The sequence below is a fragment of the Pseudomonas sp. 21LCFQ02 genome, assembly GCF_024129895.2.
Lineage (GTDB): Bacteria > Pseudomonadota > Gammaproteobacteria > Pseudomonadales > Pseudomonadaceae > Aquipseudomonas.
This window is the reverse complement of the sequence record NZ_CM178749.1, coordinates 4,010,319-4,033,974: the sequence shown is the minus strand read 5'-3', so window position 1 is coordinate 4,033,974 and position 23,656 is coordinate 4,010,319. Positions and strand designations below refer to the sequence as shown.

Here is a 23,656-nt window from a genome sequence, read left to right as displayed (position 1 = left end):
AGAACGACACAACAGTTTCTGGCTTGTGGTTCGCTCATGGGTTTGCTTCGTTTATCACTGTTTGCCGCATCACTGGCCCTACTGAGCACCGTGCAATCAACGTGGGCTGCGCCGCAGCATGCACTGACCGTTTATGGTGAAGCGCCGCGTTACCCAGCGGGCTTCCTGCACTTCGATTACGTTAACCCCGATGCCCCCAAAGGCGGCAGTATGCGACGCTCGGCGCAGGAAATCGGCCAGTTCGATCATTTGATCCCGTATGTCGACAAAGGCATGGGCGTCGAGCAGGTCGACAAGTTGCTGTATGCGCCGCTGGCCGTGCGCTCGCTGGATGAACCCTTCACCGTCTATGGCCTGGTAGCACGACAAATGGAACGCAGTGCCGACGGACTATCGCTGCGCTTCTATATTGACCCTGATGCCCGCTTCGCCGACGGCACGCCGATCACTGCCAATGACGTGAAGTACACCTTCGAGTTGTTCATGAGCAAAGGCAAGCTCGATTACCGGACCCGCTTTGAGGCGGTCAAGGGGGTGCAAGTCGAGTCACCCGGCCAAGTGCGTTTCGATTTCAGCAACAACGAAAGCCGTACCCTGCCACTGGAACTGGCGTCGCTGCCGGTACTGCCCGAACATTGGTGGAAGACCCGCGACTTTGCTGGCGGCGCCGGCTTTGAAGTGCCGCCCGGCAGTGGGCCGTACAAGATCGGCAAGGTCGATGCAGGGCGCAGCATTACGTTCGAGCGCGACCCGCAGTGGTGGGGACGTGACAAGCCGGTCAGTCGCGGCCTGTACAACTTCGATTCGTTTCGCATCGAGTATTTCGGCGACACCGATGTGGCGCGTCAGGTATTGCTCGGCGGCGGTTACGATTACAACCGTGAATACTCCGCCACCGGCTACACCATTCGCTATAACGGCCAGGCCTTGAGTGAGGGTCGCCTGCAAAAGGCGCATCTGGCCAGCGACGCGATCCAGAACTCCCAGGGGTTTGTTTTCAACCTGGATCGACCAATGTTCCAGGACCGGCGAGTGCGTCAGGCACTGGCCATGCTGTGGGATTTCGAATGGACCAATCGGCAGATGATGCGCAACATGTACATCCGCCAGAGCAGCTACTTTTCCAACTCGCCCCTGGCGGCCACTCAACTGCCCTCGCCTCGCGAGCTGGAAATTCTTGAGCCGTTGCGCGGCCAGGTGCCTGATGAAGTATTCACTCAGGTATTCCAGCCACCGCGCACCGATGGCAGCGGCCTGATCCGCGACAAACAACTGCAGGCCCTGAGTTTGCTCAAGCAGGCGGGCTGGGAGCCGAAGGGCGACCAACTGGTCAATGCCCAAGGCGAGCCGCTGAGTTTCACGTTTCTCAACGCCCAATCAGGGATGGAGCGCCTGCTGCTGCCTTACAAGCGTACCCTGGCGCAGATCGGCATCCGCTTCGAGATCCGCCGCATCGACGCCGCGCAGTACCTGAACCGAGTCATGGCCCGCGACTATGACATGATTGTGATCGGCTATACCGTGAGCAACTCGCCGGGGATGGAGCTGTACAACAGCTTTGGCTCCAAGGTGGCCCGCGATGCTGGCTCCAGCAACTACATGGTGCTGCAGAACCCGGCGGTAGACAGCCTGATCGATGGCCTGGTCAAGGCCACCACCCAGGCTGACATGAGCGCTTATGCCCGCAGCCTGGACCGGGTATTGCAGTGGGGCTACTACTGGATTCCCAACTACTATCCGCCCGGCAGCTCTACAGTGTGGTGGAACCGCTTCGGCATTCCCAAAATCCAGGCGCGTAACAGCGAAGCCATTGAAACCTGGTGGGAAGTCAGCCCTACGGCGCTGACCGACGAGGAATTCGCCGCACGACGTGGTGCTTCGGCGCTGGTCAAGGAGATGCAGTAAATGCCGGGCTATATCCTGCGTCGCCTGCTGCTGATCATCCCGACCCTGCTGTGCATCCTGCTGGTCAATTTTTTCATTGTCCAAGCCGCACCGGGCGGGCCGGTGGAGCAAACCATCGCACGCCTGCAAGGGGTTAGCGGCGGCAGTGTGGGCAGCACCTCGGTCGAATCGGTGCACAGCGGCCAATCCCGCGCCTCCCGGGGGCTGGACCCGAAGCTGATCGAGGAAATCGAGCGCCAGTATGGCTTTGACAAACCGCTGCATGAGCGGCTGTGGCTGATGCTGGGTCACTATGCCCGGCTGGATTTCGGCAACAGCTTCTTTCGCGGAGCCTCAGTCACTGAACTGATCATGCAGAAGTTGCCGGTGTCATTGTCGCTAGGACTGTGGGCGACCCTGCTGACCTATCTAGTGTCGATCCCGCTGGGGATTCGCAAGGCGGTCAGGCACGGCAGCCACTTCGATGTCTGGAGCAGCACGCTGATCATCATCGGCTACGCCCTGCCGGCCTTTCTGGTCGCCATGCTGCTGGTGGTGCTGTTCTGCGGCGGCACCGCGCTGCACTGGTTTCCGGTGCGCGGGCTGGTCTCGGAGAACTTCGCCGAGCTATCGCTGACCGGCAAGATCGCCGACTACTTCTGGCACCTGGCGCTGCCGGTCACGTCGCTGGTGATCGGCGGTTTTGCCGCCCTGACCCTGTTGACCAAGAACGCCTTTCTCAACGAAGTCACCCGCCAGTATGTGACCACCGCCAGAGCCAAAGGCATGAGCGAACGGCGCGTGCTGTATGGCCATGTATTTCGCAATGCCATGTTGCTGGTGGTGGCCGGCATCCCGCAGGCGCTGATCACGGTGTTTTTTTCCGGCGCGCTGCTGATCGAAGTCATTTTCTCGCTTGATGGCCTGGGCCGCATGAGCTACGAGGCGGCGGTGGCGCGCGATTATCCGGTGGTGTTCGGCACGCTGTTCATCTTCACCCTGTTTGGCCTGCTGATCAAACTGGCCGGTGATATCTGCTACACCTTGGTCGATCCGCGCATCGACTTCAGTGCGAGGACTGTCTGATGCAGCGCCTGTCCCCTGTGGCCCGACGCCGGCTGGCGCGGTTTCGCGCCAACCGTCGCGGCTGGTGGTCGCTGTGGCTGTTCTGCGGGCTGTTCATGCTGACCCTGGGCGGCGAACTTATTGCCAACGACAAGCCGCTGGTGCTCAGCTATAAAGGCTCGCTGTATTTCCCGGTATTCAAGCGTTATACCGAGCAGGCATTTGGCGGCGAGTTGCCGTTTCAGCCTGATTACCGCAGTCAGTACGTGCAACAACAAATCGCCAAGGGCGACGGCTGGATGCTGTTCCCGCCCATCCCGTTCGGCGCCGACACACCCAATTATGACCTGAGCGTTCCGGCCCCAAGCCCACCGTCAGCGCAGAACTGGCTGGGCACCGATGATCAGTCGCGCGACGTATTGGCCAGGGTGATCTTTGGTGCCCGGATTTCGATCCTGTTCGCCTTGGCGCTGACCCTGATCAGCGCGGTGATTGGCATCGCTGCCGGCGCGCTGCAAGGCTATTACGGGGGCTGGACCGACCTGATCGGCCAGCGTCTGCAGGAGGTCTGGTCAGGCTTACCGGTGCTTTACCTGCTGATCATTCTGTCCGGTTTCGTCGAGCCGGGCTTCTGGTGGCTGCTGGGAATCATGGCGCTGTTTTCCTGGCTGGCGCTGGTGGATGTGGTGCGGGCCGAGTTCTTGCGTGGGCGCAAGCTGGAATATGTGAAGGCCGCCCGCGCCCTGGGGCTCAGCGACCGGCGAGTGATCGTGCGGCATATCCTGCCCAACGCCATGAGCGCCACCCTGAGTTACCTGCCGTTCATTCTTACCGGCGCCATCACCACCCTCACGGCCCTGGACTTTCTCGGTTTCGGCATGCCGGCCGGCAGTGCATCGCTGGGCGAACTGATTGCCCAGAGCAAAACCAACCTGCAAGCACCCTGGCTGGGGCTGACCGCTTTCTTTGCTCTGGCGCTGATCCTCAGCTTGCTGGTGTTCATTGGCGAAGCGCTCCGCGATGCCTTCGACCCGAGGTCTTGATATGCCGGATAATCTGATCGAAATCCGCGACCTGAACATCGCCTTTAACGGCCAGCCAGCGGTGCATAACCTCAGTCTGGATATCCGCCCCGGCGAGTGTCTGGCGCTGGTCGGTGAGTCCGGTTCGGGCAAGTCGGTCACTGCCCATTCAATCCTGCAATTGCTGCCGCAAGCCGACACCCAGTGCAGCGGCAGCATTCGCTACCGTGGCCAGCAGTTGCTGGGCGCCGACGCCAAAACCCTGCGCCAGTTGCGCGGCAACCGCATCGCAATGATCTTCCAGGAGCCGATGACATCGCTCAATCCGTTGCACACCGTAGCCAAACAGATTGGCGAAACCCTGCTGCTGCACCGCGGCATCAGCGGACGCGAGGCGCAGCAGAGGATCGTTGAGCTACTGGAACTGGTCGGCATCCGCGAGCCGCAGAAACGCCTCAAGGCCTACCCGCATGAGCTGTCCGGCGGGCAGCGTCAGCGGGTGATGATTGCCATGGCGCTGGCCTGTGAACCGGAGCTGCTGATTGCCGATGAGCCCACCACCGCGCTGGACGTCACCGTCCAGCGCAAGATCCTGCTGTTGCTCAAAGACCTGCAGCAACGCCTGAACATGTCGCTGCTGCTGATCAGCCATGACCTGAACCTGGTCCACAGCGTGGCCCAGCGGGTGTGCGTGATGCAGGCCGGGCAGATTGTCGAACACAATGAATGCCAGAGCCTGTTCAAGCAGCCGCAGCACCCTTATAGCCGCCTGTTGCTGGACGCCGAGCCGGCAGGTTTACCCGTCACCCGCCCCGCTCGCGAACCATTGCTGGAGGTCGAAAACCTGCGCGTGTGGTTCTCGCTGGCCGGCGGCTGGTTCGGCCGTCATAAGGAATACCTCAAGGCCGTGGACGACATCAGCCTGAGCGTCGAACGCGGCAAGACCCTGGGCATCGTGGGCGAATCCGGCTCAGGCAAGTCCACCCTCGGCCAGGCTATTTTGCGCCTGCTCGACTCCAGCGGCACGATCCGGTTTCGCGGCCAGACCCTGGATGGCTTGGGCCATAAACAGATGCGGCCGTGGCGCAAGCAAATGCAGGTGGTGTTTCAAGACCCTTACGGCAGCCTCAGCCCACGCCTGTCAGTCGCGCAGATCATTGCTGAAGGCCTTGAAGCCCACACCCAACTCGACCCTGAGCAGTGCGACCAGCAGGTGATCCGGGCCTTGCAGGAAGTGGGGATCGACCCGGCCAGCCGGCATCGCTACCCTCATGAGTTTTCCGGTGGCCAGCGCCAACGCATCGCCATCGCCCGCGCGTTGGTGCTCAAGCCGGCGTTCATTCTGCTCGACGAGCCGACTTCGGCACTGGATCGCACAGTCCAGAAGCAGGTGGTGAGCCTGTTGCGTGACCTGCAAGAAAAACATGACCTCACCTATCTGTTCATCAGCCACGACCTGAGCGTGGTCCGCGCGCTGGCCCACGACGTACTGGTGCTCAAAGATGGGCGCGTGGTGGAGTACGGCAGCAGTGAAACGCTGTTCAATGCCCCACAACACCCCTATACCCGCGAGCTACTGGCGGCCGCGCACACCGGATAAGCGGGTCTGGCGATTAACGGGCGGCATGAACCATGAGTAGCTGTCGCAGCCAGCCGTGAGCCTGATCGCCATCCCGGCGTCGATGCCAGATCAACGAGAAGTCAAAGGGCTCGATGCACAGCGGCGGCTCGAAGATGCATAACCGTGGGTCGCGGGCGACGGCGTCCAGGCTGCGCCGGGCGACGGTCAGAATCAGATCGGTGCCGGCAATCAAATCGCTTGCCACGCCCCAATGCGGCAGTTGCACAGCAATCTGCCGCTGATGACCGGCGCGAGCCAGTGCCTGATCGACCTCGTTATCGGCTGTTGATCGCATCGCCAGCATCACGTGAGGTCGAGCCAGCCAGTCAGGCAGGCTCAACGCACTGCATGCCGGCACTGTCGAAGCGTCGGCCAGGCAGGCAAAATGCTCGCGAAACAGTGTGTGGCGATGTACCTCAGAGGGTGCGTGATCAGCGAAGACGCCAAGCGCCATGTCGACCTGGCCCTCCATCACATCAGCCAGCATTGCCTCACGACTGGACTGACTGATCCGTAGCTCGACGCCGGGGGCAGCAGCGCGCAACTCCGGCACCAGCCCAGGCAACACCACCCGCGCACCGTAATCCGACATCGCCAGGCGAAACACCCGCTGGGTACTGGACGGATCGAACTGCGGCGTATCAAGCAACGTGCCGAGCTGGCCCAATGCCTCGGTCAGCGGCTGAAACAGCTCCGCAGCACGGGAGGTCAGTTCCAGCTTGCCACCGCGCCGGACCAGCAACGGGTCATCGAACAACTGGCGCAAGTGAGCCAAAGCATGACTGACCGCAGGCTGGCTCTTGTGCAAGCGTAAGGCGGCGCGAGAGATATGCTTCTCGATCAACAGCGCGTGCAGGGTCACCAGCAGGTTCAGATCAATACGTCGCAGATTATTCACCACAAGAATGAACCCTATCCTGAATCCGAATTTCCATTCAGCTAACTAATTAATCAAGATTCTGCTCCGACACAAGCTGGATTAACCAGGAGACGAGCATGAATGGTTCGCTGTCATTGACCGCAGCGCTGCTGGCCACCACTGCGTTGGCGGCAGGTGCGCTTATACCCTTTCAGGCTGGCAGCAATGCCGCACTGGGCCGCGCACTGGGCCATCCACTATGGGCGACAGTCGCGTCTTTATTGATCAGCGTGCTGGTCGTCGTGCCAGCGCTGCTGGCCGCGCGGCCACCCTTGCCCGCCTTGAGCCAGGCCGCGGCGCTACCACTTTGGGCGTGGTTGGGCGGTGTGGCGGGGGTCGTCTACATCACCTGCGCCCTGCTGCTGACACCTCGCCTGGGGGCAACCGGCTTCATTGCCTGCGTGATTGCCGGGCAGATGCTCAGCTCGCTGCTGATCGACCATTTCGGCCTGATGGGCTTAGCCGTCAAGGAGGCGAACGTGGGGCGCCTGGCCGGTATCACCGTGATGTTCGTCGGTGTGCTGCTGGTGCAGTGGTTCACGGTGTCGGCCCCGCCCGCTGGTTGAAGCGGGGCCTTGCTCGCTCAGGACTGGGTCGTGCCGGATTCGTCGTCATCCTCCACCAGGCCCCACTGAGTCATGCTCGGGCTGGCGACCCCCACCGGCGCCGCTGGCGCTGCGGTCGGCGCGGCAGTCACGCCGCCCTCACCATGCAACTTGAGACGCAAGCGCACATTGTTCTTCGAGTCAGCATGCTTGATGGCTTCTTCTTCGCTGATCGCACCCTCCACCACCAGATTGAACAATGCCGAATCGAAGGTCTGCATGCCCAGGTTGCCGGACTTCTCCATGATGCTTTTCAGCTCGGTCAGCTCGTTGCGCTGAATCAGATCGCGGATGGTCGGTGAGCCCATCATCACCTCGACCGCCGCGCGCCGCTTGCCGTCCGGGGTGCGCACCAGACGCTGGGAAACGAACGCTTTGAGGTTATTGCCCAAGTCATGCAGCAGTTGCGCACGGCGCTCTTCAGGGAAAAAGTTGATGATCCGGTCCAGCGCCTGGTTGGCGTTGTTGGCGTGCAAGGTCGAAATGGCCAAATGCCCGGTGTCAGCAAACGCCAGCGCATGCTCCATGGTTTCCCGGTCGCGGATCTCGCCGATCAGAATCACATCCGGTGCCTGGCGCAGGGTGTTCTTCAGCGCGTTATGAAAGCTGCGGGTATCGACTCCGACCTCACGCTGGTTGATGATCGACTTCTTGTGCCGGTGAATGAATTCCACCGGGTCTTCGATGGTGATGATATGCCCGCTGGCATTGCGGTTGCGATAGTCGATCAGTGCCGCCAAAGACGTCGATTTGCCTGAACCGGTGGCGCCGACAAACAGCACCAGCCCATGCTTTTCCATCACCACATCAAGCAGCACTGGCGGCAGGTGCAGGTCTTCGAATTTGGGGATATCCAGCTTGATGTTGCGCGCCACGATCGACACTTCGTTGCGCTGCTTGAAGATATTGATCCGAAACCGCCCGACCCCGGCCAGGGACACGGCCAGGTTCATTTCCAGCTCACGCTCGAAGGCGGTTTTCTGCTCGTCATCCATGATCGCATCGGCGACCTTGGCCACTTCACCGGGCTTGAGCGTTTCAGTACCCAATGGCCGCAACACGCCGTTGAACTTGGCGCAGGGTGGCGCGCCAGTAGACAGATAAAGGTCCGAGCCGTCCTGAGTGGCCAGGGTCTTGAGTAATGCCTGAAAATCCATAATCGACACCGCAGGGGTAAAAAGTAAGGCCGCTACACTGCTGAGCGTAGTAGACAGGCATAATGACAGCCTTTTGCGACAGGTAGCAGCGCCTCATGAAAGCCCAAGCCCGCCACATCCTGGTCAAGACCGCCGAAGAAGCCGAGCGCTTGAAGCTGCAGCTGGCCAAGGGCGAAGCCTTCGATGTATTGGCCCGCAAACACTCGATCTGCCCCTCCGGCAAACGCGGCGGCGATTTGGGCGAGGTGCGACCCGGCCAGATGGTCGGTGCCATTGACCAGATCATCTTCAAGAAGCCGCTGCGCACCATACACGGGCCGGTGAAAAGCAAGTTCGGCTATCACCTGGTGCAGGTGTTCTACCGCGACTGACTCAAGATTCAGAGGCAGGTGGCGATTGCCGCAGCCCGCAACTGAATCTGGTCGCCGCCCTTGTGCGCGTAAAAACGCACTTCACTACCACCGCCCTGGCGCAGGACATCGGCAAAGTAACGGGTCTGGGTGGTAAATACCGTAAAGTTGCCGTCACCCTGGCGGTCCAGAAAGACATCTGCCGAATCGCCGAACAGCTTGACGTCTTGCCAGGCCACCTGAATGCACTGGGCCACCTCGGCGCTGGTTTTCTCGCTGGCCAGCGTTTTCAACGGCCCATCGGAGCGCGCCGAATTCGACGGCGCGGCGCAACCGGCCAGCAGCACGGTCGCCATTACCAGAATCGCGTATTTCATGACGGGCCCTTATCCCTGAAAAACGCCGAGTCTAACACTGCCAGCCGGTTTCAATCCTCGGCCAATTGCTCTTCAAACTCTTTCACGTATTTGCCCGCCAACGCTTCCTTCTGTTTGTCGTCCAGCAGTTTGCCGGCCATCTGGAAGAATTTCTGTTCTTCCTCCTTAAGATGGTGATGCACCTTGTGGCTGAGCTTTTTCGCCGAGACCAGCCAGCTCGGGCTGGACATGTCCGTGGCGTCCAGCTCTTCCATCAGCTCATCCATTTCGTGATGCTCGGCAATCGCATGACGGCTCAGGTCTACGCCATTGTCGTGCTGCATCAGCGGCACGTAGAAGTGCCGCTCTTCAGCGGTTTCATGCGCCTGCAATTCGTCTTTGAGCAGCCGGTAAGCTTCGGCCCGCTCTTCACTGGCACCTTGGGTCTGAACCATGGCATCGGCATAACGGCGTTGACGATCGTGGCTTTCGCGCAGCGCTTCGAAGATGTTCAAGGGCAATACTCCTGACCAATGAAAAAGGTAGTCAGTGGCTAGACCGCTGCGGCGTGCGCTCAGTTCAAAGCGAAGCTGCAAGCGGTCACTTCGATGGCTGCATGACGACGAGCGTTTTCGTAGCGCTCGCTCTTGAGTTATAAAGCGAGGCTCTTGAGGACGCCCTCACCCATGACGGGACAGCATTTCGGGACGGCCCGATTCTTTGAACAGGAGAACCGGGCATGGCCTGGATATACCTCGTATTGGCGGGCATTCTGGAAATTGTCTGGGCCTTTACGATGAAACAGTCAGAAGGTTTCAGCAAACTCACCCCTACCCTCATCACCGCAGCGGCCATGATCGCCAGTATCGTGTTGCTATCGATCTCGATGCGCAGCCTGCCGCTGGGCACCGCCTACACCATCTGGACCGGCATCGGCGCGGTAGGCGCGTTCGTGGTTGGCATCACCGTGCTGGGCGAGCCGATGACCTTCCTGCGGATACTGGCAGCGGTACTGATTGTCAGCGGTCTGGTGCTGATGAAATTGTCGTCCAGCTGATTGAACGCAGGCAGGAACAAGATATGTGATTGAACGGCCAGCGATTTTCTTGCAACTCGGGGCGAAAAAACCGGTCGTGACCGCTGGGCAAGTGGCTGCTGATAAAAACTGAATAAGGCGTTTTTGTCTGCGGTCACACTCCTTGTGCAATGAAGCATCTGACAAGGAGACAGCAATGACTATCGAAGCAGATACCCTCGTGCAACTGACCCTGGCTCTGCAGCAGCAAGGTCTGGAACGAATCGCGGATATCACCTTTATTCGCGCGCCTTATCGACATCATCAGCGCTGGATCTGCAGCGTCGAATGAGGACTTGACGGGCAACGGATCTAAAACCGGTGCCCGTCTTTATTTCTCAATCAACCCTTATTACGGTTTTTCGCGTTGCCCTGACGCGCCTTGAAACGCGGATTGGACTTGCAGATCACATAGATTCGCCCGCGGCGTTTGACGATCTGGCAGTCGCGGTGACGGGCTTTGGCTTCCTTGAGCGATGACAACACTTTCATAAGATATACCCTCGGCTTTAAATGCAACAACATAACATCACAAACGGGAATCATTATCAACCAAAGGACGACGCGATCTCCTGCTTTTACGTCACCGCGCTTTACTTTGCCTGTCCGTTATTCCAAGCTGTGAGCCTTTATTTACGGGGCTTGGCAGCAAAAATCCGACGCCAGAAACGTGTCACGCACAGACGCGACTTCGTGATCTCGCACCACACTTAGCCAGGAATGGACACAAACGGATTTGACGACTTTTGCAGTCGTGAAGATTGGATCGCACCCACAACCAAGGCGCCGAGCAATGCTGGAATCTCTGGATACCATCAAGAGTGATCTTGAACAGACCGCAACGCATCTGGAGAGTCTTTCCATTGCCATGAGCGGGCACCTGATCTTCCTTAATCAGCGTGGCGGGCACGTCGATGGGCTGGACGTGCGAGGTCATATTGCAGCCATTGAGTCATCGGCCCAGGCACTGCGTAGCGCGGCACTGCGGATCGATGAAAGCCAGAGGGCCGAGCCCTCTGCGCTTTATCCGCATGCCGAGGTATTGGCCTGATGGGTTAGCGCGGTCGCTCGATGGGCGAGGATCTACTCATCGTCCTCGATCTCGTCGGCGAACGGGTCGTGATCGTATTCGTCGTCACCCTCTTGCTCCTCCTCAAATGAATCCGTGGCGAACTCGTGATCAAGCAGGTGATCGTGTTCGGGCTCGTGCTTGTAATCTTCATCGGCGGGCATGGCGGGCTTACTCAGTTGTTAGCTGGGCGGCTTGTATAGCTTTGCATGGATGGCGGGTCAACTTTATTGGGGCATGATGATGGTGCCCTTCGCACGCTTGGCCTGAAAGCCACCCCTTAGTAATCTCGGTATAGGCTACCGCCCCCCATACAACTGTCGTCACACGTATGCGACAATATGTTTAATGTCTGGCATGAACCCCGCATTTATAGCCCAGCAGCTCGGCCATAGCGTGCAGATGCTGCTGTCGACGTATGCCCGCTGGATTAATTCAAGCTCCGACTGGAGCGAACTGGAAAAGCTGGATATTGGTATCAAATCGGTATCGGCTGCTTCAGGACATAGCTAAGTTATTGATAGGTAAGGCACTTGATCTCTACAGCAAACATCACCCAACAATTCGGACCCAAACCTCTGTTCGAGAACGTCTCGGTCAAGTTTGGTGCCGGTAACCGTTACGGCCTGATCGGCGCCAACGGCTGCGGCAAGTCCACCTTCATGAAGATCCTCGGTGGCGATCTGGAGCCTTCGGGCGGTCAGGTGATGCTCGAACCTAACGTGCGTCTGGGCAAGCTGCGTCAGGATCAGTTCGCCTATGAAGAATTCACTGTGCTCGACACCGTGATCATGGGTCATGAAGAGCTGTGGAAGGTCAAGGCCGAGCGTGATCGGATCTATTCGCTGCCGGAGATGAGCGAAGCAGACGGCATGGCCGTGGCGGAGCTTGAGACCGAGTTCGCCGAGATGGATGGCTACACCGCCGAATCGCGCGCCGGTGAGCTGTTGCTGGGTCTGGGTATCGGTATCGAGCTGCACAACGGGCCGATGACCGAAGTCGCGCCAGGCTGGAAGCTGCGGGTGTTGCTGGCCCAGGCGTTGTTCTCGGACCCGGAAGTGTTGCTGCTCGACGAGCCGACCAACCACCTGGACATCAACACCATTCGCTGGCTGGAGAACATCCTGACCCAGCGTAACAGCCTGATGATCATCATTTCCCACGACCGTCACTTCCTCAACAGCGTGTGCACCCACATGGCTGACCTGGATTACGGTGAGCTGCGCCTGTTCCCGGGCAACTATGATGAATACATGACCGCTGCGACCCAGTCGCGTGAGCAGTTGCTGGCCGACAACGCCAAGAAGAAGGCACAGATCGCCGAGCTGCAAACCTTCGTCAGCCGCTTCTCGGCCAACGCCTCCAAGGCCAAGCAAGCCACTTCACGGGCCAAGCAGATCGACAAGATCCAGCTGGCCGAGGTCAAGCCGTCGAGCCGGGTCAGCCCGTTCATTCGTTTCGACCAGACCAAGAAGCTGCACCGCCAGGCAGTCACGGTCGAGCGCATGGCCAAGGGTTTCGATGGCAAGACTCTGTTCAAGGATTTCAGCTTCACCGTCGAAGCCGGCGAGCGCGTTGCGATCATCGGCCCCAACGGTATCGGCAAGACCACCTTGCTGCGCACCCTGGTCAACGAGCTGACGCCGGATGCCGGCAGCATCAAGTGGACCGACTCGGCAGAGATTGGCTACTACGCCCAGGACCACGCCCACGACTTCGAAGACGACGTCACCCTGTTCGACTGGATGGGTCAGTGGACTCAAGGCGGCGAGCAACTGGTGCGTGGCACCCTTGGCCGGATGCTGTTCTCCAACGACGAAATCCAGAAGTCGGTGAAGGTGATTTCCGGTGGTGAGCAGGGCCGCATGCTGTTCGGCAAGCTGATCCTGCAAAAGCCTAACGTGCTGGTGATGGACGAACCGACCAACCACCTGGACATGGAATCGATCGAGGCGCTGAACCTGGCGCTGGAAAACTATCCGGGCACGCTGCTGTTCGTCAGCCACGACCGCGAGTTCGTCTCGTCGCTGGCCACGCGGATCATCGAGTTGTCAGCCGATGGCGTGATCGACTTCAGCGGCACTTACGATGATTATCTGCGCAGCCAGGGTGTAGTCATCTAAAAGGAGCCTTGAAGCATCTGGCGGCAGGTCCGGTTCAGCCCCTGCCGCCAGATTTCAACGCCGCGTTACAGGCTCAGGCCTGCGGGACGCGAACCATCTCGATCCACACCGCTCCTTTGCCCGATGGGGCTTCGCTGACCCGCTTCAATTCGCCCTCCTGGCCAATTGCATAACTGCCCACCGTGTCACTTTTTTCCCCGCTGACCAGCAACCATTGTCCATTAGGCGACACGGCGATATTGCGTGGCTGCTTTTCCTGCACGGCGTAGTTTTCCAGGAAGCTGACCCGGCCAGTGGCGGTGTCGACCTTGAATACCGAAACCGAGCTGCTGGCCCGTTCGCTGATAAACAACAGGTTGCCCTGCGGCGTGATGCGGATGTCGGCCGCCCAGATGCGCGGCGTCGGGTCGTCCTTCAGGTCGTTATTACGCGCGTCGCGCACTTCACCGTGGGCCAGCTTCAGCCGCTCGGGGATGCCTGCCGCTTCGTTGATCAGGCTCAGCGCCCCGCTGGTCTGATCAATCGCATAGCTGGTAACGCTGCCACTCATTTCGCCAACGACATAAACGAACTTGCCATCTGGCGAGAATGCCATGTGGCGAGGCCCGCTATTGACGCTGGCATCGACCTGTCCGCTGCCGATGGGCACCAGGCTGCCTTGCGCGGTATCAAGACGGTACTGCAACACATGATCGACTCCCAGGTTGCCAGCGTAGGCAAACCGATTGCTCGGGTCGCTGCGCAGCGAATGGGCATGCAGGCCGGTTTTGTAAGTCTTGATCTGCGCGGCATCTGTGCTATCAACCGGCTGGATGCTCACCAGATCAGCACCGTAGGAGGCACCCAGCAGGTAGCGGCCGGTGTGGTCCAGTGACAGGTAAGCAAGGCTGTCAGCCAACGGGGCTTCAGAGAGCGTTTTCAAGTGGCCGCTGCCCGGCTCGATCTGGTAGCCCAGCACCTTGAAGGGCTTGGCGCGCAAGGCAGCGTACAGACGGCTGCCATCGAGTGAGGCGGCCAGTGGATTGACCTGTTCACCGGCGCGAATCTGCTGCACCAGACTCAAGGCGCCATTGCTTTCATCAAGGCGATATTGAGAGATCAGGCCATCAGCCGGGCTGGAGATATAGGCGAAAGTCGCGGCATGGGCATTGAGGCTCAAGCCGGCTGCAATAGCGAACAACAGGGGTTTGATCATGAAAGGCGCCTTTGTTGTTTTGATTGTTATCAGTCATCCTATGACCAAGTATCAACCAACGGCAATCCCCTTTTGATGAAATAGTTAGGGTGCTTTCCTTTGCCACCTGCCCACGCCATGATGAACCACGCCCACCCAGCCGCCAGCGAAGCCGTCTCATGCCTGTAACCCCCGCACAAACCGGCACCCTGCCCGTCACCCTGCAAATCGTCAGCATCGTGCTGTACACCTTCATCGCGTTCCTATGCGTTGGGCTGCCCATCGCAATCTTGCCCGGCTATGTCCATGACCAGTTGGGTTTCAGCGCCGTCGTCGCGGGGCTGGCGATTGGTGCGCAATACCTGACCACCCTGATGAGCCGCCCGCTGGCCGGGCGTATTACCGACAATCTGGGCAGCAAGCGGACCATCGTCTACGGCCTGGCGGGGTTCGTGCTCGGCGGCGCACTGACCCTGTTCGGCACGCTGAGCCAGTCGATTCCAGCACTCAGCCTGAGCCTGCTGATCGTGGCGCGGATGATCATGGGGGTGGCGCAGGGTTTTATCGGCGTGGGCACCATCAGTTGGTCAATTGCCAAAGTCGGCGTCGAGCACACGGCCCGCTCGATTTCCTGGAACGGTATTGCGTCGTACGGTGCCATCGCCATTGGCGCTCCGCTGGGCGTATTGATGATTGATCAGGTCGGTATTCACAGTCTGGGGGTGGCGCTGTTGGTCCTGGCCGGTAGTGGTTTGCTGCTGATTCGCCACAAGCCCTCGGTGCCGGTCATCAAGGGTGAACGGCTGCCCTACTGGTCGGTGTTCAGCCGTATTTCGCCCTATGGGCTGGCACTGACCCTGGCGTCCATCGGTTACGGCACCCTGACGACGTTCATTACGCTGTTCTACATCAGCCGTGGCTGGGAGGGGGCGGCCTGGTGTCTGACGTTGTTTGGCGTGTGCTTCATCCTTTCGCGGCTATTGTTCATCGGCGCAATCAATCGTCTGGGCGGCTTTCTGGCGGCGATGCTGTGCATGGGCGTGGAAGTGGTCGGCCTTGGCCTGTTGTGGCTGGCACCCAATACCGGTTTTGCGCTGGCAGGCGCCGGCCTGACCGGCCTGGGGCTGTCACTGGTGTATCCGGCGCTCGGGGTTGAAGCGATCAAGCGCGTGCCGGCCACCAGCCGTTCAGCGGGGCTGAGTGCCTATGCCGTGTTTTTCGATCTGGCCATGGCGGTCGCCGGCCCGGTGATGGGGGCCATAGCCCTGGGCCAGGGCTATGGTTTGATCTTCTTCTACAGCGCCCTGCTCTCGCTGCTGGCGCTGGGACTGACCTGGTGGCTGTCGCGGCGGGTCTGACAGGCGCTGCTACACAACCATCCGCTTCAGCCACGAACGCCTGGTGCTGCGTTCGCGGCTGAAGCCGCTGCTACAAGTGCAAAGCCCCCGAATTATCCGCGAGGCTTGAGCACCACTACACCGAGCGGCGGCAGGTTGAGCAGCAGCGATGCCGCCTGGCCGTGGCTGACCTGCGCTTGAGCCTGAACCTCGCCGGCGTTGCCGACATTGGAGCCGGCGTAGATTTGCGAGTCGCTGTTGAGCAGTTCTTGCCATGCCCCCTCGAACGGTACGCCAACCCGGTAGCCCTCGCGTGGTACAGGGGTCAGGTTGCAGACCACCAGCAGCGGCTCACCACCTTTGCTCCAGCGCAGCCAGGCGTAGACGCTGTTGGCGTGGTCATCGCCGATCAGCCACTGAAAACCCATCGGTTCGGCGTCGCGCTCGTGTAGCGCCTTTTCTTCGCGGTACAGCCGGTTGAGGTCGCTGACGAGCTTCTTCACCCCGATATGCTCGGCGTATTGCAGCAGATACCAGTCCAGTTGCTCGTCGTGATTCCATTCGCGCCATTGGCCGAACTCACAGCCCATGAACAACAGCTTCTTGCCCGGATGGGTCCACATGAAGGCCAGGTAGGCGCGCAGGTTGGCGAACTTCTGCCAGCGGTCGCCAGGCATCTTGTCAATCAGCGAGCGCTTGCCGTGTACCACTTCGTCGTGGGAGATCGGCAGGATGAAACGCTCCGACCACGCGTACACCAGACCGAAACTCAGTTCGTTATGGTGGTGTGAGCGGTGCACCGGATCTTGCTGAATGTAATGCAGCGAGTCGTGCATCCAGCCCATGTTCCACTTGTAGTTGAAACCCAGGCCACCTTGCTCGGTGTGTTGGGTAACGCCGGGCCAGGCCGTGGATTCTTCGGCGATGACCAGCGCACCGGGGGCCTCGACTGCGACCACATCGTTGAGGTGGCGTAAAAAGTCGATGGCTTCCAGGTTTTCCCGACCGCCATAACGGTTCGGTACCCACTCCCCGGCCTTGCGGGAATAGTCGCGGTACAGCATCGAGGCCACCGCATCGACCCGCAGGCCGTCGATATGGAACTGCTTGAGCCAGTGCAGCGCCGAAGCCAGCATGAAGCCGTGCACTTCGGTACGGCCCAGGTTGTAGATCAGCGTGTCCCAGTCCTGGTGAAAGCCCTCTTGCGGGTTGCCGTACTCGTACAGCGCGGTGCCGTCAAATTGCGCCAGGCCGTGTTCGTCGGTAGGAAAATGCGCCGGTACCCAGTCGAGAATCACGCCGATTTCGGCCTGGTGGCAGGCGTTGACGAACGCCGCGAAGTCTTCTGGCGATCCATAGCGCGCAGTGGGCGCAAACTGCGCCAGCAGTTGATAGCCCCAGGAACCGCCGAATGGATGCTCCATGATCGGCATCAGCTCGATATGGCTGAAGCCCAGTTCCTTGACGTAAGGGATCAAGCGGTCGGCCAGTTCCCGCCAGTTGTATTGCCGCCAGGCCGTGCCGTCCTCGTTCTGCTCCATCTGCCAGGAACCGGCATGCAGCTCGTAGATCGACAGTGGCGCAGCCGGCGAGTGGCGATCGGCGCGGCTGGCCAGCCAATCGTGGTCCTGCCAGTCAAATTGCAGCGGCGCGGCAACTTTCGAGGCGGTGTCTGGCGGCAAAGTGGTGGCGCGCGCCACCGGGTCGCATTTGAGCGGCAGAATGCCGTGGGCACCGAGGATCTCGTATTTGTAGACATCGCCAGGCTGCAGGCGCGGAATAAAGATCTCCCAGATGCCCGACGGATGACGCACGCGCATCGGGTGCCGGCGGCCATCCCAGTTGTTGAAGTCGCCAACCACCGACACGCGCCGGGCATTGGGTGCCCAGACCGCAAAGCGCACGCCTTGTACGCCATCAACGTTGACTACCTGAGCACCCAGGCAGGCGCCAAGATCGCGGTGGTTGCCTTCCGAGAACAGGTAGATGTCCATCTCGCCCAGTTGCGGGCCAAAGCTGTACGGGTCTTCGGTGATGTGTTCGCCGCCGGCCCACTGCACTTTCAGCAGATACGGCTGCTTTTCAGCGAACTGGCCAACGAACAGGCCAGGCACTTCGCCCATGTGCAACTCGCCCAGCTCTTGCTCAGTGCCGCGGGCCAGCACTCGGACACTCAGGGCGCCGGGCAGGTAGGCACGAATGAACTGCCCGCCCTTGCCGTCGTCATGGGGGCCGAGAATGGCGAACGGATCGTGGTGCTCGGCACGGATCAAAGCTTCCGTGTCGACGGCAGCGGGCATTGGTTGGCGGCCCGCGCCGCTTTTGTCAGACGCATTCATTTCGACTCTCCATCGTTCAATTCCAGCAACCCACGTAGCCCTTGCCATAACCCTTGCAAAGGTACGGCCAACCAATCCGGGCGATTCTCGGCTTCGTAGATCACTTCGTATGCAGTTTTTTCCAGCGTAAACAGTTCCAGCGCTGCCGCCTCTCCCTGCGGGTCTTGCCAGGCATGCGCCAGGCCTTGGGTCGCCTTGCGATAGCCCTCAAGAAACGACTCGCGGGCCTGACGCAGATACTCACTCGCCACATGCTCACGCGCCGCAATCGCCTCTGCCGAGGTGTCCGCGCTCTGCGCGCTGCGCACGGCCATCGCCGCAGCGTAGTCGAACGAACGCAGTACGCCGCCAACATCCTTGAAAGGGCTGTATTTGCCACGGCGCTCATCCAGCGCACGCACCGGCTCGCCTTCAAAGTCGATCAGGTATGCATCTCCTTTTACCACCAGCACCTGACCCAGATGCAGGTCGCCGTGGACCCGCATGCGCAGCCCGCCCACAGAGGCCTTGGCCAGGGTCTGGACGTGTTTATCCAGCGCTTTACGACGGGTGAGCAGCTGTTCGACCAACAGCCAATCGGCAGGTTGCAAACTTTCGCGGCGCTGCTCGAGTAATTTCAGGGCATGGTCGAGTTGGGCCTGCACCCGTTTGGCTGTGGCCTGCGCTTCTTTGGTGCCCGTGTTTTCGGTGGCGAAATCGGGGTTGTCAGTCGGCGCCGCCAACACCTGATGCATCTCGCCGAGTCGCTGACCCAGGGTACGGGAAAAATCGGCCAGTTCGGCCAAGGCGTTATAAGCCTGCTCCTGGCTGGCGGTGCGCCGCGTCAGCTCGTCGCGCACCGCACGCTCCAGGTTGTTCTGGGTCCATTCCCAGGCATCGCCCTGATTGTCCAGATAGCCTTGGGCGATCATCAGCAGGTGTGGCTGACCCTCCGTGCCGATGCGCTGCAGCGAGCCGAGCAGCGGTGAAATGTTCGGGTAGCCAGCGGCCGTCAAGTAGGCGCCCATTTCCAGTTCCGGGTGAACACCGGCGCTGACCTTGCGGATCATCTTCAGCACCAACGCCTCGCCCACCACCACCGAGCTGTTGGATTGCTCGGCCGACAAATAGCGCACGGTCGACTCCTGATCAAGGCCCAGCGGCTCAAGCCGGGCGGTGGCCTTGAACTGCAAGTCGCCCTCGCCGCTGTCGATCACGGTGCCGTCCTGCATCGCCTGAACCAAGTTACGGATGAAGGGCTCCAGGGTAAAGGCATCGGTGATCAGGCCGACCTGAGCACCGCGCCGCACCCGAGCCAGGGCCAATTGCTGGGGCAAGGCGCTGCTGATGTCGTCCTCGGCCAACAGGCCGAACGGCAACTGGTAGCGCTCGGTCTGGCCGCCAGCAGTCACCTCGATTTCACTGAGCAGCACCGGCCGCAGCCCGTCAGAGAAGCGCACCGCATGGGCGATATTGACCTTGTCGATGGGCTTGTCTTTGCTGGCGAACCAGCGCCGCTTGGGCAAGTAGACCGCCAGCGAAGTGTTTTCGATGGTGCCGCGCAGCGGTTGTTCGAGCAGCTCTTCCAGTCGTTTCTTGAGTACCAGGGTCGGGAAGTCCGGCATGCTCTGCGCCGGTTCAACGTGCCAACTGGGCATTTGATTCTCCGCAGCGAGTAGAAACCAATGAAACCCGTAGGGGGCAAAGGTCAGCAGGTAAGTGAGCTGGCCAATGGGCGGAAACGCACTGCCGCCGAGCATTTCCACCGGCACCATGCCGGCGTAGGCCGACAAGTCCAGCTCCACCGCCTGGGCGGCGCTGGACATGTTGGCAACGCACAGGATGATCTCGGTGTGTCCGTCGGTGCCGGTGTATTCACGGGTGTAGGCCAGAATCCGTCGGTTGTTGGGCGACAACAGGTTCAGCGCACCACGGCCGAAGGCTTTTTGTTGTTTGCGTACTGCCAGCATGCGCCGGGTCCAGTTCAGCAATGAATGCGGGTCACGGTCCTGAGTCTCGACATTGACCGACTGAAAGCCGTACAGCGGATCCATGATGGGCGGCAATACCAGGCTGGCCGGGTCGGCGCGGGAAAAGCCGCCATTGCGGTCAATCGACCACTGCATGGGGGTACGCACCCCGTCGCGGTCGCCCAGATAGATATTGTCACCCATGCCCAGCTCATCACCGTAATACAGGGTCGGTGTGCCCGGCATTGACAACAGCATGCTGTTGAGCAGCTCGATCCGCCGCCGGTCGCGCTCCACCAGTGGCGCAAGGCGCCGCCGAATGCCCAGGTTGATCCGTGCCCGGCGGTCAGCGGCATAGTGGTTCCACAGGTAGTCGCGTTCGCGGTCGGTGACCATCTCCAGGGTCAGCTCATCGTGATTGCGCAGGAAGATTGCCCACTGACAGTTGGCAGGAATCGCCGGCGTCTGGCTGAGGATGTCGGTGATCGGGAAGCGGTCTTCCTGAGCCAGCGCCATGTACATGCGCGGCATCAGCGGGAAATGAAAGGCCATATGGCACTCATCGCCGTCGGCGCCGTTGCTGTCGCCGCCCTTTACGTCACCGCCCTTGATATCACCGCCCTTCACGTCACCGCCCTTGATATCACCGAAATACATCTGCGTGTCTTCAGGCCACTGATTGGCCTCGGCCAGCAGCATCCGGTCGGGATAATTGGCGTCGATTTCAGCGCGGATGCGCTTGAGCACCTGGTGGGTCTCGGGCAGATTTTCGTTGTTAGTGCCATCGCGCTCGATCAGGTACGGGATGGCGTCCAGGCGCAAGCCGTCCACACCCAGGTCGAGCCAGAAGCGCATCACCCCGAGCACCGCGTCCATCACTTGCGGGTTATCGAAATTCAGGTCTGGCTGATGAGAATAAAAGCGGTGCCAGAAGTACTGACCGGCCACCGGGTCCCAGGTCCAGTTGGATTTCTCGGTGTCGAGAAAGATGATCCGCGTGCCCTCGTACTTCTGGTCAGTGTCGGACCACACATAGAAGTTGCGCGCTTTGGAGCCGGGCTTGGCATGCCGGGCGCGCTGGAACCACGGATGCTGATCGGAGGTGTGGTTGATCACCAGTTCGGTGATCACCCGCAGCCCGCGCTTGTGCGCCTCACTGATAAAACGCTTGGCATCGGCCATGCTGCCGTAGTCAGGATGCACAGCCCGATACTCGGCAATGTCGTAGCCGTCATCGCGCCGCGGCGAAGGATAGAACGGCAACACCCACAGGGTATTGACCCCCAGCCCGGCGATGTAATCGAGCTTGGCGATCAGGCCTGGAAAGTCCCCGATGCCGTCATCGTTGGAGTCGAAGAACGACTTGACGTGCACCTGGTAGATCACCGCATCCTTGTACCAGAGCGGGTCGTTGATAAAGCTGGCGGACCGCGGTTTCTGCGACTTTGACTTCGACTTCGGCATGGCGAACTCCCTTTGAACTACGTCGCGCTGATCCGCCAGATACCGAACGGCTGATAGTGAGGATCAATGCGCATCCATTGCACCTTGCCGTACCAGGTCCAGCGGTGGCCGTTCATCAAGTCTTCGCCTTGGGTTTCGGCAGTGTCAGGCAGCCCCATTTCCCAGAGCGGCAACTCGAAATGCGCTTCCTGGACGTTGTACGGATCGAGGCTGACCGCAACCAGGATGAAGTTGCTGCCGTCCTCGGTGCGCTTGCCGAAATACAGGATGTTGTCGTTCCAGGCGGTATACAGCTTCAGGCCCAGATGGGTCTGCAAGGCCGGGTTGTGCCGACGAATCCGGTTGAGCTGGGCAATCTCGGCGATGATGTTGCCCGGCGCGCTGAAGTCACGAACGCGGATCTGATACTTCTCCGAATCGAGGTATTCCTCCTTGCCAGGCAGCGGCGCCGACTCGCACAGTTCGAACCCCGAGTACATGCCCCACAACCCCGAGCCCATGGTGGCCAGCGCAGCGCGGATCAAAAACCCGGCGCGCCCGGAGTGATGCAGGAAATGCGGGTTGATGTCCGGTGTGTTGACGAAGAAGTTCGGCCGGTAGCAATCGCGCAACGGCGCTTGGTTGAGCTGAGTGAAATACTCCGACAGCTCGGCCTTGTTATTGCGCCAGGTGAAATAGGTGTAGCTCTGCGAATAGCCGACCTTGCCCAGCCGCGCCATCATCGCAGGCTTGGTGAAGGCCTCGGCGAGGAACATGACGTCGGGGTGCTTGCGGCGCACATCATCGATCAGCCATTCCCAGAACGGCAGCGGCTTGGTGTGCGGGTTATCCACGCGGTAGATCTTCACACCTTCCGCGACCCAGCCAAGAATAATGTCGCGCAGTTCCAGCCACAGCGCAGGAATGGCGTCTGGTGCGTAGAAATCGACGTTGACGATGTCCTGGTATTTCTTCGGCGGGTTTTCCGCATAGCGAATGGTGCCGTCCGGGCGCCAGCTGAACCAGCCAGGATGCTGCTCAAGCCACGGGTGATCCTGGGAACACTGAATGGCGAAATCCAGGGCGATTTCCAGCCCGTGCTCTGCCGCCGCAGCGACCAGAGCGCGAAAGTCCTCGCGGCTGCCCAGTTGCGGATGAATCGCTTCGTGGCCGCCATCGGGGCTGCCGATGGCGTACGGGCTGCCCGGATCATCGGGGCCTGCGGTCAGCGAGTTGTTCGGTCCCTTTCGATGCGCGCGGCCGATCGGGTGAATGGGCGGGAAATACAGCACGTCGAAGCCCATGTCACGGATCATCGGCAGCCGCGAATGCACGTCATTGAATGTCCCGTGGCGCTGTGGGTCATCGGTGATCGAACGGGGAAACAGCTCGTACCAGCTGGCAAACTGCGCCAACTCACGTTCCACATCCAGTGGAAATTGCGGGCTGATACTCAGGTAGCCACGGTTATCTGCCTGGGCCATCAGCGCCGCTGTCTCACTGTGCAGAAACAGCTCAACCCGGTGCTGCGCATCCTGGCCCTCCAAGCGCTGCAGCAGCGCCTGAAGCTGTTCGCGCAAGGCGCCCTGGCTGCGTTCAGCGGCGTGTTGCAGATGAATACGCCCCTCTTCCAGTTCAAGCTCGACCGGCACCCCGGCTGCATGCTTTTTTTCCAGCTCGTAGCGATAGCTGGCGAACTGATCGATCCAGGCTTCGAGCCGAAACACATAGCGGTCGACCGAGCCTGGGGTAAAGCGCCCCTGCCAGCTATCGTTACCCACCTCCCGCATGCGCACGCTGTGCCACTGCTCATCGCCCTCGGCACGCCAGCTCAATTGCACCGCCAGCTTGTCATGGCCGTCGGCGTAGACCTTGCTGGTCACATGGACCGGCTGGCCGACAATAGCCTTGACGGCGAAGCGCCCCGCTTCGAGCACCGGCGCGGTGTCTTCAATCACCACCCTGGGCAGTTGCAGCGCCTGGGTCAGTGACAGCGGCCGATTGACTTGCGAAACGACAAAGGCCTGGGCATCCGGACCGTAAGACTGTTGATTCATCGAGCCTCTCTCCTTACGCCTCTGGGACGCTCCGTGGAAGTTGAATTAGCTGCGCTCTTGAACAGGACCTGCGCGACAGCGGCCGCAAAGATTCCGAACGACCTGCATATG

General features: G+C 60.3%; 21 protein-coding genes and 1 pseudogene. 12 read left to right on the top strand and 10 right to left on the bottom strand.

Going from position 1 to position 23,656, the window contains the following annotated elements:
* The first annotated feature begins 36 nt into the window (after window positions 1–36).
* From NJC40_RS18250 to NJC40_RS18235, 4 genes are read left to right on the top strand one after another with little or no spacing between them, the layout of a single operon-like run.
* Window positions 37–1,905 (top strand): extracellular solute-binding protein, encoded by a 1,869-nt coding sequence (locus NJC40_RS18250; protein WP_253139789.1) that lies wholly within the window; start codon window positions 37–39, stop codon window positions 1,903–1,905.
* The gene (locus NJC40_RS18245) at window positions 1,906–2,970 is read left to right on the top strand and encodes a microcin C ABC transporter permease YejB (protein ID WP_253139791.1); all 1,065 of its coding nucleotides are present in this window, start codon (window positions 1,906–1,908) and stop codon (window positions 2,968–2,970) included.
* A complete protein-coding gene (locus NJC40_RS18240; protein ID WP_045490516.1) occupies window positions 2,970–3,992 on the top strand; it encodes an ABC transporter permease in 1,023 nt (340 codons plus the stop codon). Before NJC40_RS18245 ends, NJC40_RS18240 begins: the two co-directional genes overlap by 1 nt.
* A gap of 1 nt (window position 3,993) precedes the next feature.
* On the top strand, window positions 3,994–5,571 hold the full coding sequence (locus NJC40_RS18235) for an ABC transporter ATP-binding protein (protein WP_253139793.1): 1,578 nt from the start codon (window positions 3,994–3,996) through the stop codon (window positions 5,569–5,571).
* 13 nt (window positions 5,572–5,584) lie between these two features.
* Here NJC40_RS18235 and NJC40_RS18230 read toward each other — a convergent pair whose 3' ends face one another.
* Complete coding sequence (locus NJC40_RS18230; protein ID WP_253139795.1) at window positions 5,585–6,490, bottom strand: LysR family transcriptional regulator; 906 nt, start codon at window positions 6,488–6,490, stop codon at window positions 5,585–5,587.
* Window positions 6,491–6,588: 98 nt separating this feature from the next.
* On the opposite strand from NJC40_RS18230, the gene NJC40_RS18225 reads away from it, so the two are divergent.
* Window positions 6,589–7,077: a DMT family transporter gene (locus tag NJC40_RS18225; RefSeq protein WP_253139797.1), complete on the top strand. Its 489-nt coding sequence runs from the start codon at window positions 6,589–6,591 to the stop codon at window positions 7,075–7,077.
* Window positions 7,078–7,094: 17 nt separating this feature from the next.
* On the opposite strand, the gene NJC40_RS18220 is transcribed toward NJC40_RS18225, so the two are convergent.
* A complete protein-coding gene (locus NJC40_RS18220) occupies window positions 7,095–8,273 on the bottom strand; it encodes a PilT/PilU family type 4a pilus ATPase (RefSeq protein WP_253111094.1) in 1,179 nt (392 codons plus the stop codon).
* A 95-nt stretch (window positions 8,274–8,368) separates the two neighbouring features.
* Here NJC40_RS18220 and NJC40_RS18215 point away from each other — a divergent pair, with 95 nt between their 5' ends.
* The gene (locus tag NJC40_RS18215; protein ID WP_253139799.1) at window positions 8,369–8,644 is read left to right on the top strand and encodes a peptidylprolyl isomerase; all 276 of its coding nucleotides are present in this window, start codon (window positions 8,369–8,371) and stop codon (window positions 8,642–8,644) included.
* Window positions 8,645–8,652: 8 nt separating this feature from the next.
* On the opposite strand, the gene NJC40_RS18210 is transcribed toward NJC40_RS18215, so the two are convergent.
* Together NJC40_RS18210 and NJC40_RS18205 are read right to left on the bottom strand one after the other, a co-directional pair.
* Window positions 8,653–9,000, bottom strand: a complete 348-nt coding sequence (locus NJC40_RS18210) for a 2-oxoacid ferredoxin oxidoreductase (RefSeq protein WP_253139801.1) — start codon at window positions 8,998–9,000, stop codon at window positions 8,653–8,655.
* A gap of 50 nt (window positions 9,001–9,050) precedes the next feature.
* Window positions 9,051–9,494 carry a hemerythrin domain-containing protein gene (locus tag NJC40_RS18205; protein ID WP_253139803.1) on the bottom strand — a complete coding sequence of 148 codons (444 nt, stop codon included), beginning with the start codon at window positions 9,492–9,494 and terminating at the stop codon, window positions 9,051–9,053.
* A gap of 224 nt (window positions 9,495–9,718) precedes the next feature.
* On the opposite strand from NJC40_RS18205, the gene NJC40_RS18200 reads away from it, so the two are divergent.
* Window positions 9,719–10,036 (top strand): DMT family transporter, encoded by a 318-nt coding sequence (locus NJC40_RS18200; RefSeq protein ID WP_045490504.1) that lies wholly within the window; start codon window positions 9,719–9,721, stop codon window positions 10,034–10,036.
* A gap of 175 nt (window positions 10,037–10,211) precedes the next feature.
* Window positions 10,212–10,346 carry a hypothetical protein gene (locus tag NJC40_RS18195; RefSeq protein WP_290447573.1) on the top strand — a complete coding sequence of 45 codons (135 nt, stop codon included), beginning with the start codon at window positions 10,212–10,214 and terminating at the stop codon, window positions 10,344–10,346.
* A gap of 50 nt (window positions 10,347–10,396) precedes the next feature.
* Here NJC40_RS18195 and ykgO read toward each other — a convergent pair whose 3' ends face one another.
* A complete protein-coding gene (ykgO, locus tag NJC40_RS18190) occupies window positions 10,397–10,546 on the bottom strand; it encodes a type B 50S ribosomal protein L36 (RefSeq protein ID WP_045490502.1) in 150 nt (49 codons plus the stop codon).
* 301 nt (window positions 10,547–10,847) lie between these two features.
* Between ykgO and NJC40_RS18185 the strand changes: the two genes are divergently transcribed.
* On the top strand, window positions 10,848–11,105 hold the full coding sequence (locus NJC40_RS18185; RefSeq protein ID WP_253139805.1) for a hypothetical protein: 258 nt from the start codon (window positions 10,848–10,850) through the stop codon (window positions 11,103–11,105).
* Between the two features lie 32 nt (window positions 11,106–11,137).
* Here the strand turns inward: NJC40_RS18185 and NJC40_RS18180 are convergent, their stop codons facing one another.
* The gene (locus NJC40_RS18180; RefSeq protein ID WP_253139807.1) at window positions 11,138–11,287 is read right to left on the bottom strand and encodes a hypothetical protein; all 150 of its coding nucleotides are present in this window, start codon (window positions 11,285–11,287) and stop codon (window positions 11,138–11,140) included.
* A 109-nt stretch (window positions 11,288–11,396) separates the two neighbouring features.
* Between NJC40_RS18180 and NJC40_RS18175 the strand changes: the two are divergent.
* Window positions 11,397–11,636, top strand: a pseudogene (locus NJC40_RS18175) (site-specific integrase); the annotation flags it as partial.
* Window positions 11,637–11,656: 20 nt separating this feature from the next.
* Window positions 11,657–13,246 carry an ABC-F family ATPase gene (locus NJC40_RS18170; protein ID WP_253139809.1) on the top strand — a complete coding sequence of 530 codons (1,590 nt, stop codon included), beginning with the start codon at window positions 11,657–11,659 and terminating at the stop codon, window positions 13,244–13,246.
* A gap of 73 nt (window positions 13,247–13,319) precedes the next feature.
* Here the strand turns inward: NJC40_RS18170 and NJC40_RS18165 are convergent, their stop codons facing one another.
* Window positions 13,320–14,441, bottom strand: coding sequence for a lactonase family protein (locus NJC40_RS18165; protein WP_253139811.1), 1,122 nt, complete (start codon window positions 14,439–14,441; stop codon window positions 13,320–13,322).
* Window positions 14,442–14,599: 158 nt separating this feature from the next.
* Here NJC40_RS18165 and NJC40_RS18160 point away from each other — a divergent pair, with 158 nt between their 5' ends.
* Window positions 14,600–15,778, top strand: a complete 1,179-nt coding sequence (locus tag NJC40_RS18160; RefSeq protein ID WP_045490488.1) for an MFS transporter — start codon at window positions 14,600–14,602, stop codon at window positions 15,776–15,778.
* A 92-nt stretch (window positions 15,779–15,870) separates the two neighbouring features.
* On the opposite strand, the gene glgB is transcribed toward NJC40_RS18160, so the two are convergent.
* From glgB to NJC40_RS18145, 3 genes are read right to left on the bottom strand one after another with little or no spacing between them, the layout of a single operon-like run.
* On the bottom strand, window positions 15,871–18,096 hold the full coding sequence (gene glgB, locus NJC40_RS18155) for a 1,4-alpha-glucan branching protein GlgB (protein WP_253139812.1): 2,226 nt from the start codon (window positions 18,094–18,096) through the stop codon (window positions 15,871–15,873).
* Window positions 18,093–21,509 carry a putative maltokinase gene (locus NJC40_RS18150; protein ID WP_253139813.1) on the bottom strand — a complete coding sequence of 1,139 codons (3,417 nt, stop codon included), beginning with the start codon at window positions 21,507–21,509 and terminating at the stop codon, window positions 18,093–18,095. The genes glgB and NJC40_RS18150 overlap by 4 nt, the downstream gene beginning before the upstream one ends.
* A gap of 17 nt (window positions 21,510–21,526) precedes the next feature.
* Entirely contained in the window at window positions 21,527–23,545 is a 2,019-nt protein-coding gene (locus tag NJC40_RS18145; RefSeq protein WP_253139815.1) for an alpha-1,4-glucan--maltose-1-phosphate maltosyltransferase, read from the bottom strand.
* Between the last annotated feature and the right edge of the window lie 111 nt (window positions 23,546–23,656).

Bases quoted from the DNA above. Each gene is read 5' to 3' on its own strand.
- NJC40_RS18180 (WP_253139807.1), bottom strand. From the start codon at position 11,287: ATGCCCGCCGATGAAGATTACAAGCACGAGCCCGAACACGATCACCTG.
- NJC40_RS18250 (WP_253139789.1), top strand. From the start codon at position 37: ATGGGTTTGCTTCGTTTATCACTGTTTGCCGCATCACTGGCCCTACTG.
- NJC40_RS18240 (WP_045490516.1), top strand. From the start codon at position 2,970: ATGCAGCGCCTGTCCCCTGTGGCCCGACGCCGGCTGGCGCGGTTTCGC.
- NJC40_RS18245 (WP_253139791.1), top strand. From the start codon at position 1,906: ATGCCGGGCTATATCCTGCGTCGCCTGCTGCTGATCATCCCGACCCTG.
- NJC40_RS18210 (WP_253139801.1), bottom strand. From the start codon at position 9,000: ATGAAATACGCGATTCTGGTAATGGCGACCGTGCTGCTGGCCGGTTGC.
- NJC40_RS18185 (WP_253139805.1), top strand. From the start codon at position 10,848: ATGCTGGAATCTCTGGATACCATCAAGAGTGATCTTGAACAGACCGCA.
- ykgO (WP_045490502.1), bottom strand. From the start codon at position 10,546: ATGAAAGTGTTGTCATCGCTCAAGGAAGCCAAAGCCCGTCACCGCGAC.
- NJC40_RS18145 (WP_253139815.1), bottom strand. From the start codon at position 23,545: ATGAATCAACAGTCTTACGGTCCGGATGCCCAGGCCTTTGTCGTTTCG.
- NJC40_RS18215 (WP_253139799.1), top strand. From the start codon at position 8,369: ATGAAAGCCCAAGCCCGCCACATCCTGGTCAAGACCGCCGAAGAAGCC.
- NJC40_RS18200 (WP_045490504.1), top strand. From the start codon at position 9,719: ATGGCCTGGATATACCTCGTATTGGCGGGCATTCTGGAAATTGTCTGG.
- NJC40_RS18165 (WP_253139811.1), bottom strand. From the start codon at position 14,441: ATGATCAAACCCCTGTTGTTCGCTATTGCAGCCGGCTTGAGCCTCAAT.
- NJC40_RS18195 (WP_290447573.1), top strand. From the start codon at position 10,212: ATGACTATCGAAGCAGATACCCTCGTGCAACTGACCCTGGCTCTGCAG.
- NJC40_RS18225 (WP_253139797.1), top strand. From the start codon at position 6,589: ATGAATGGTTCGCTGTCATTGACCGCAGCGCTGCTGGCCACCACTGCG.
- glgB (WP_253139812.1), bottom strand. From the start codon at position 18,096: ATGAATGCGTCTGACAAAAGCGGCGCGGGCCGCCAACCAATGCCCGCT.
- NJC40_RS18160 (WP_045490488.1), top strand. From the start codon at position 14,600: ATGCCTGTAACCCCCGCACAAACCGGCACCCTGCCCGTCACCCTGCAA.
- NJC40_RS18150 (WP_253139813.1), bottom strand. From the start codon at position 21,509: ATGCCGAAGTCGAAGTCAAAGTCGCAGAAACCGCGGTCCGCCAGCTTT.
- NJC40_RS18235 (WP_253139793.1), top strand. From the start codon at position 3,994: ATGCCGGATAATCTGATCGAAATCCGCGACCTGAACATCGCCTTTAAC.
- NJC40_RS18220 (WP_253111094.1), bottom strand. From the start codon at position 8,273: ATGGATTTTCAGGCATTACTCAAGACCCTGGCCACTCAGGACGGCTCG.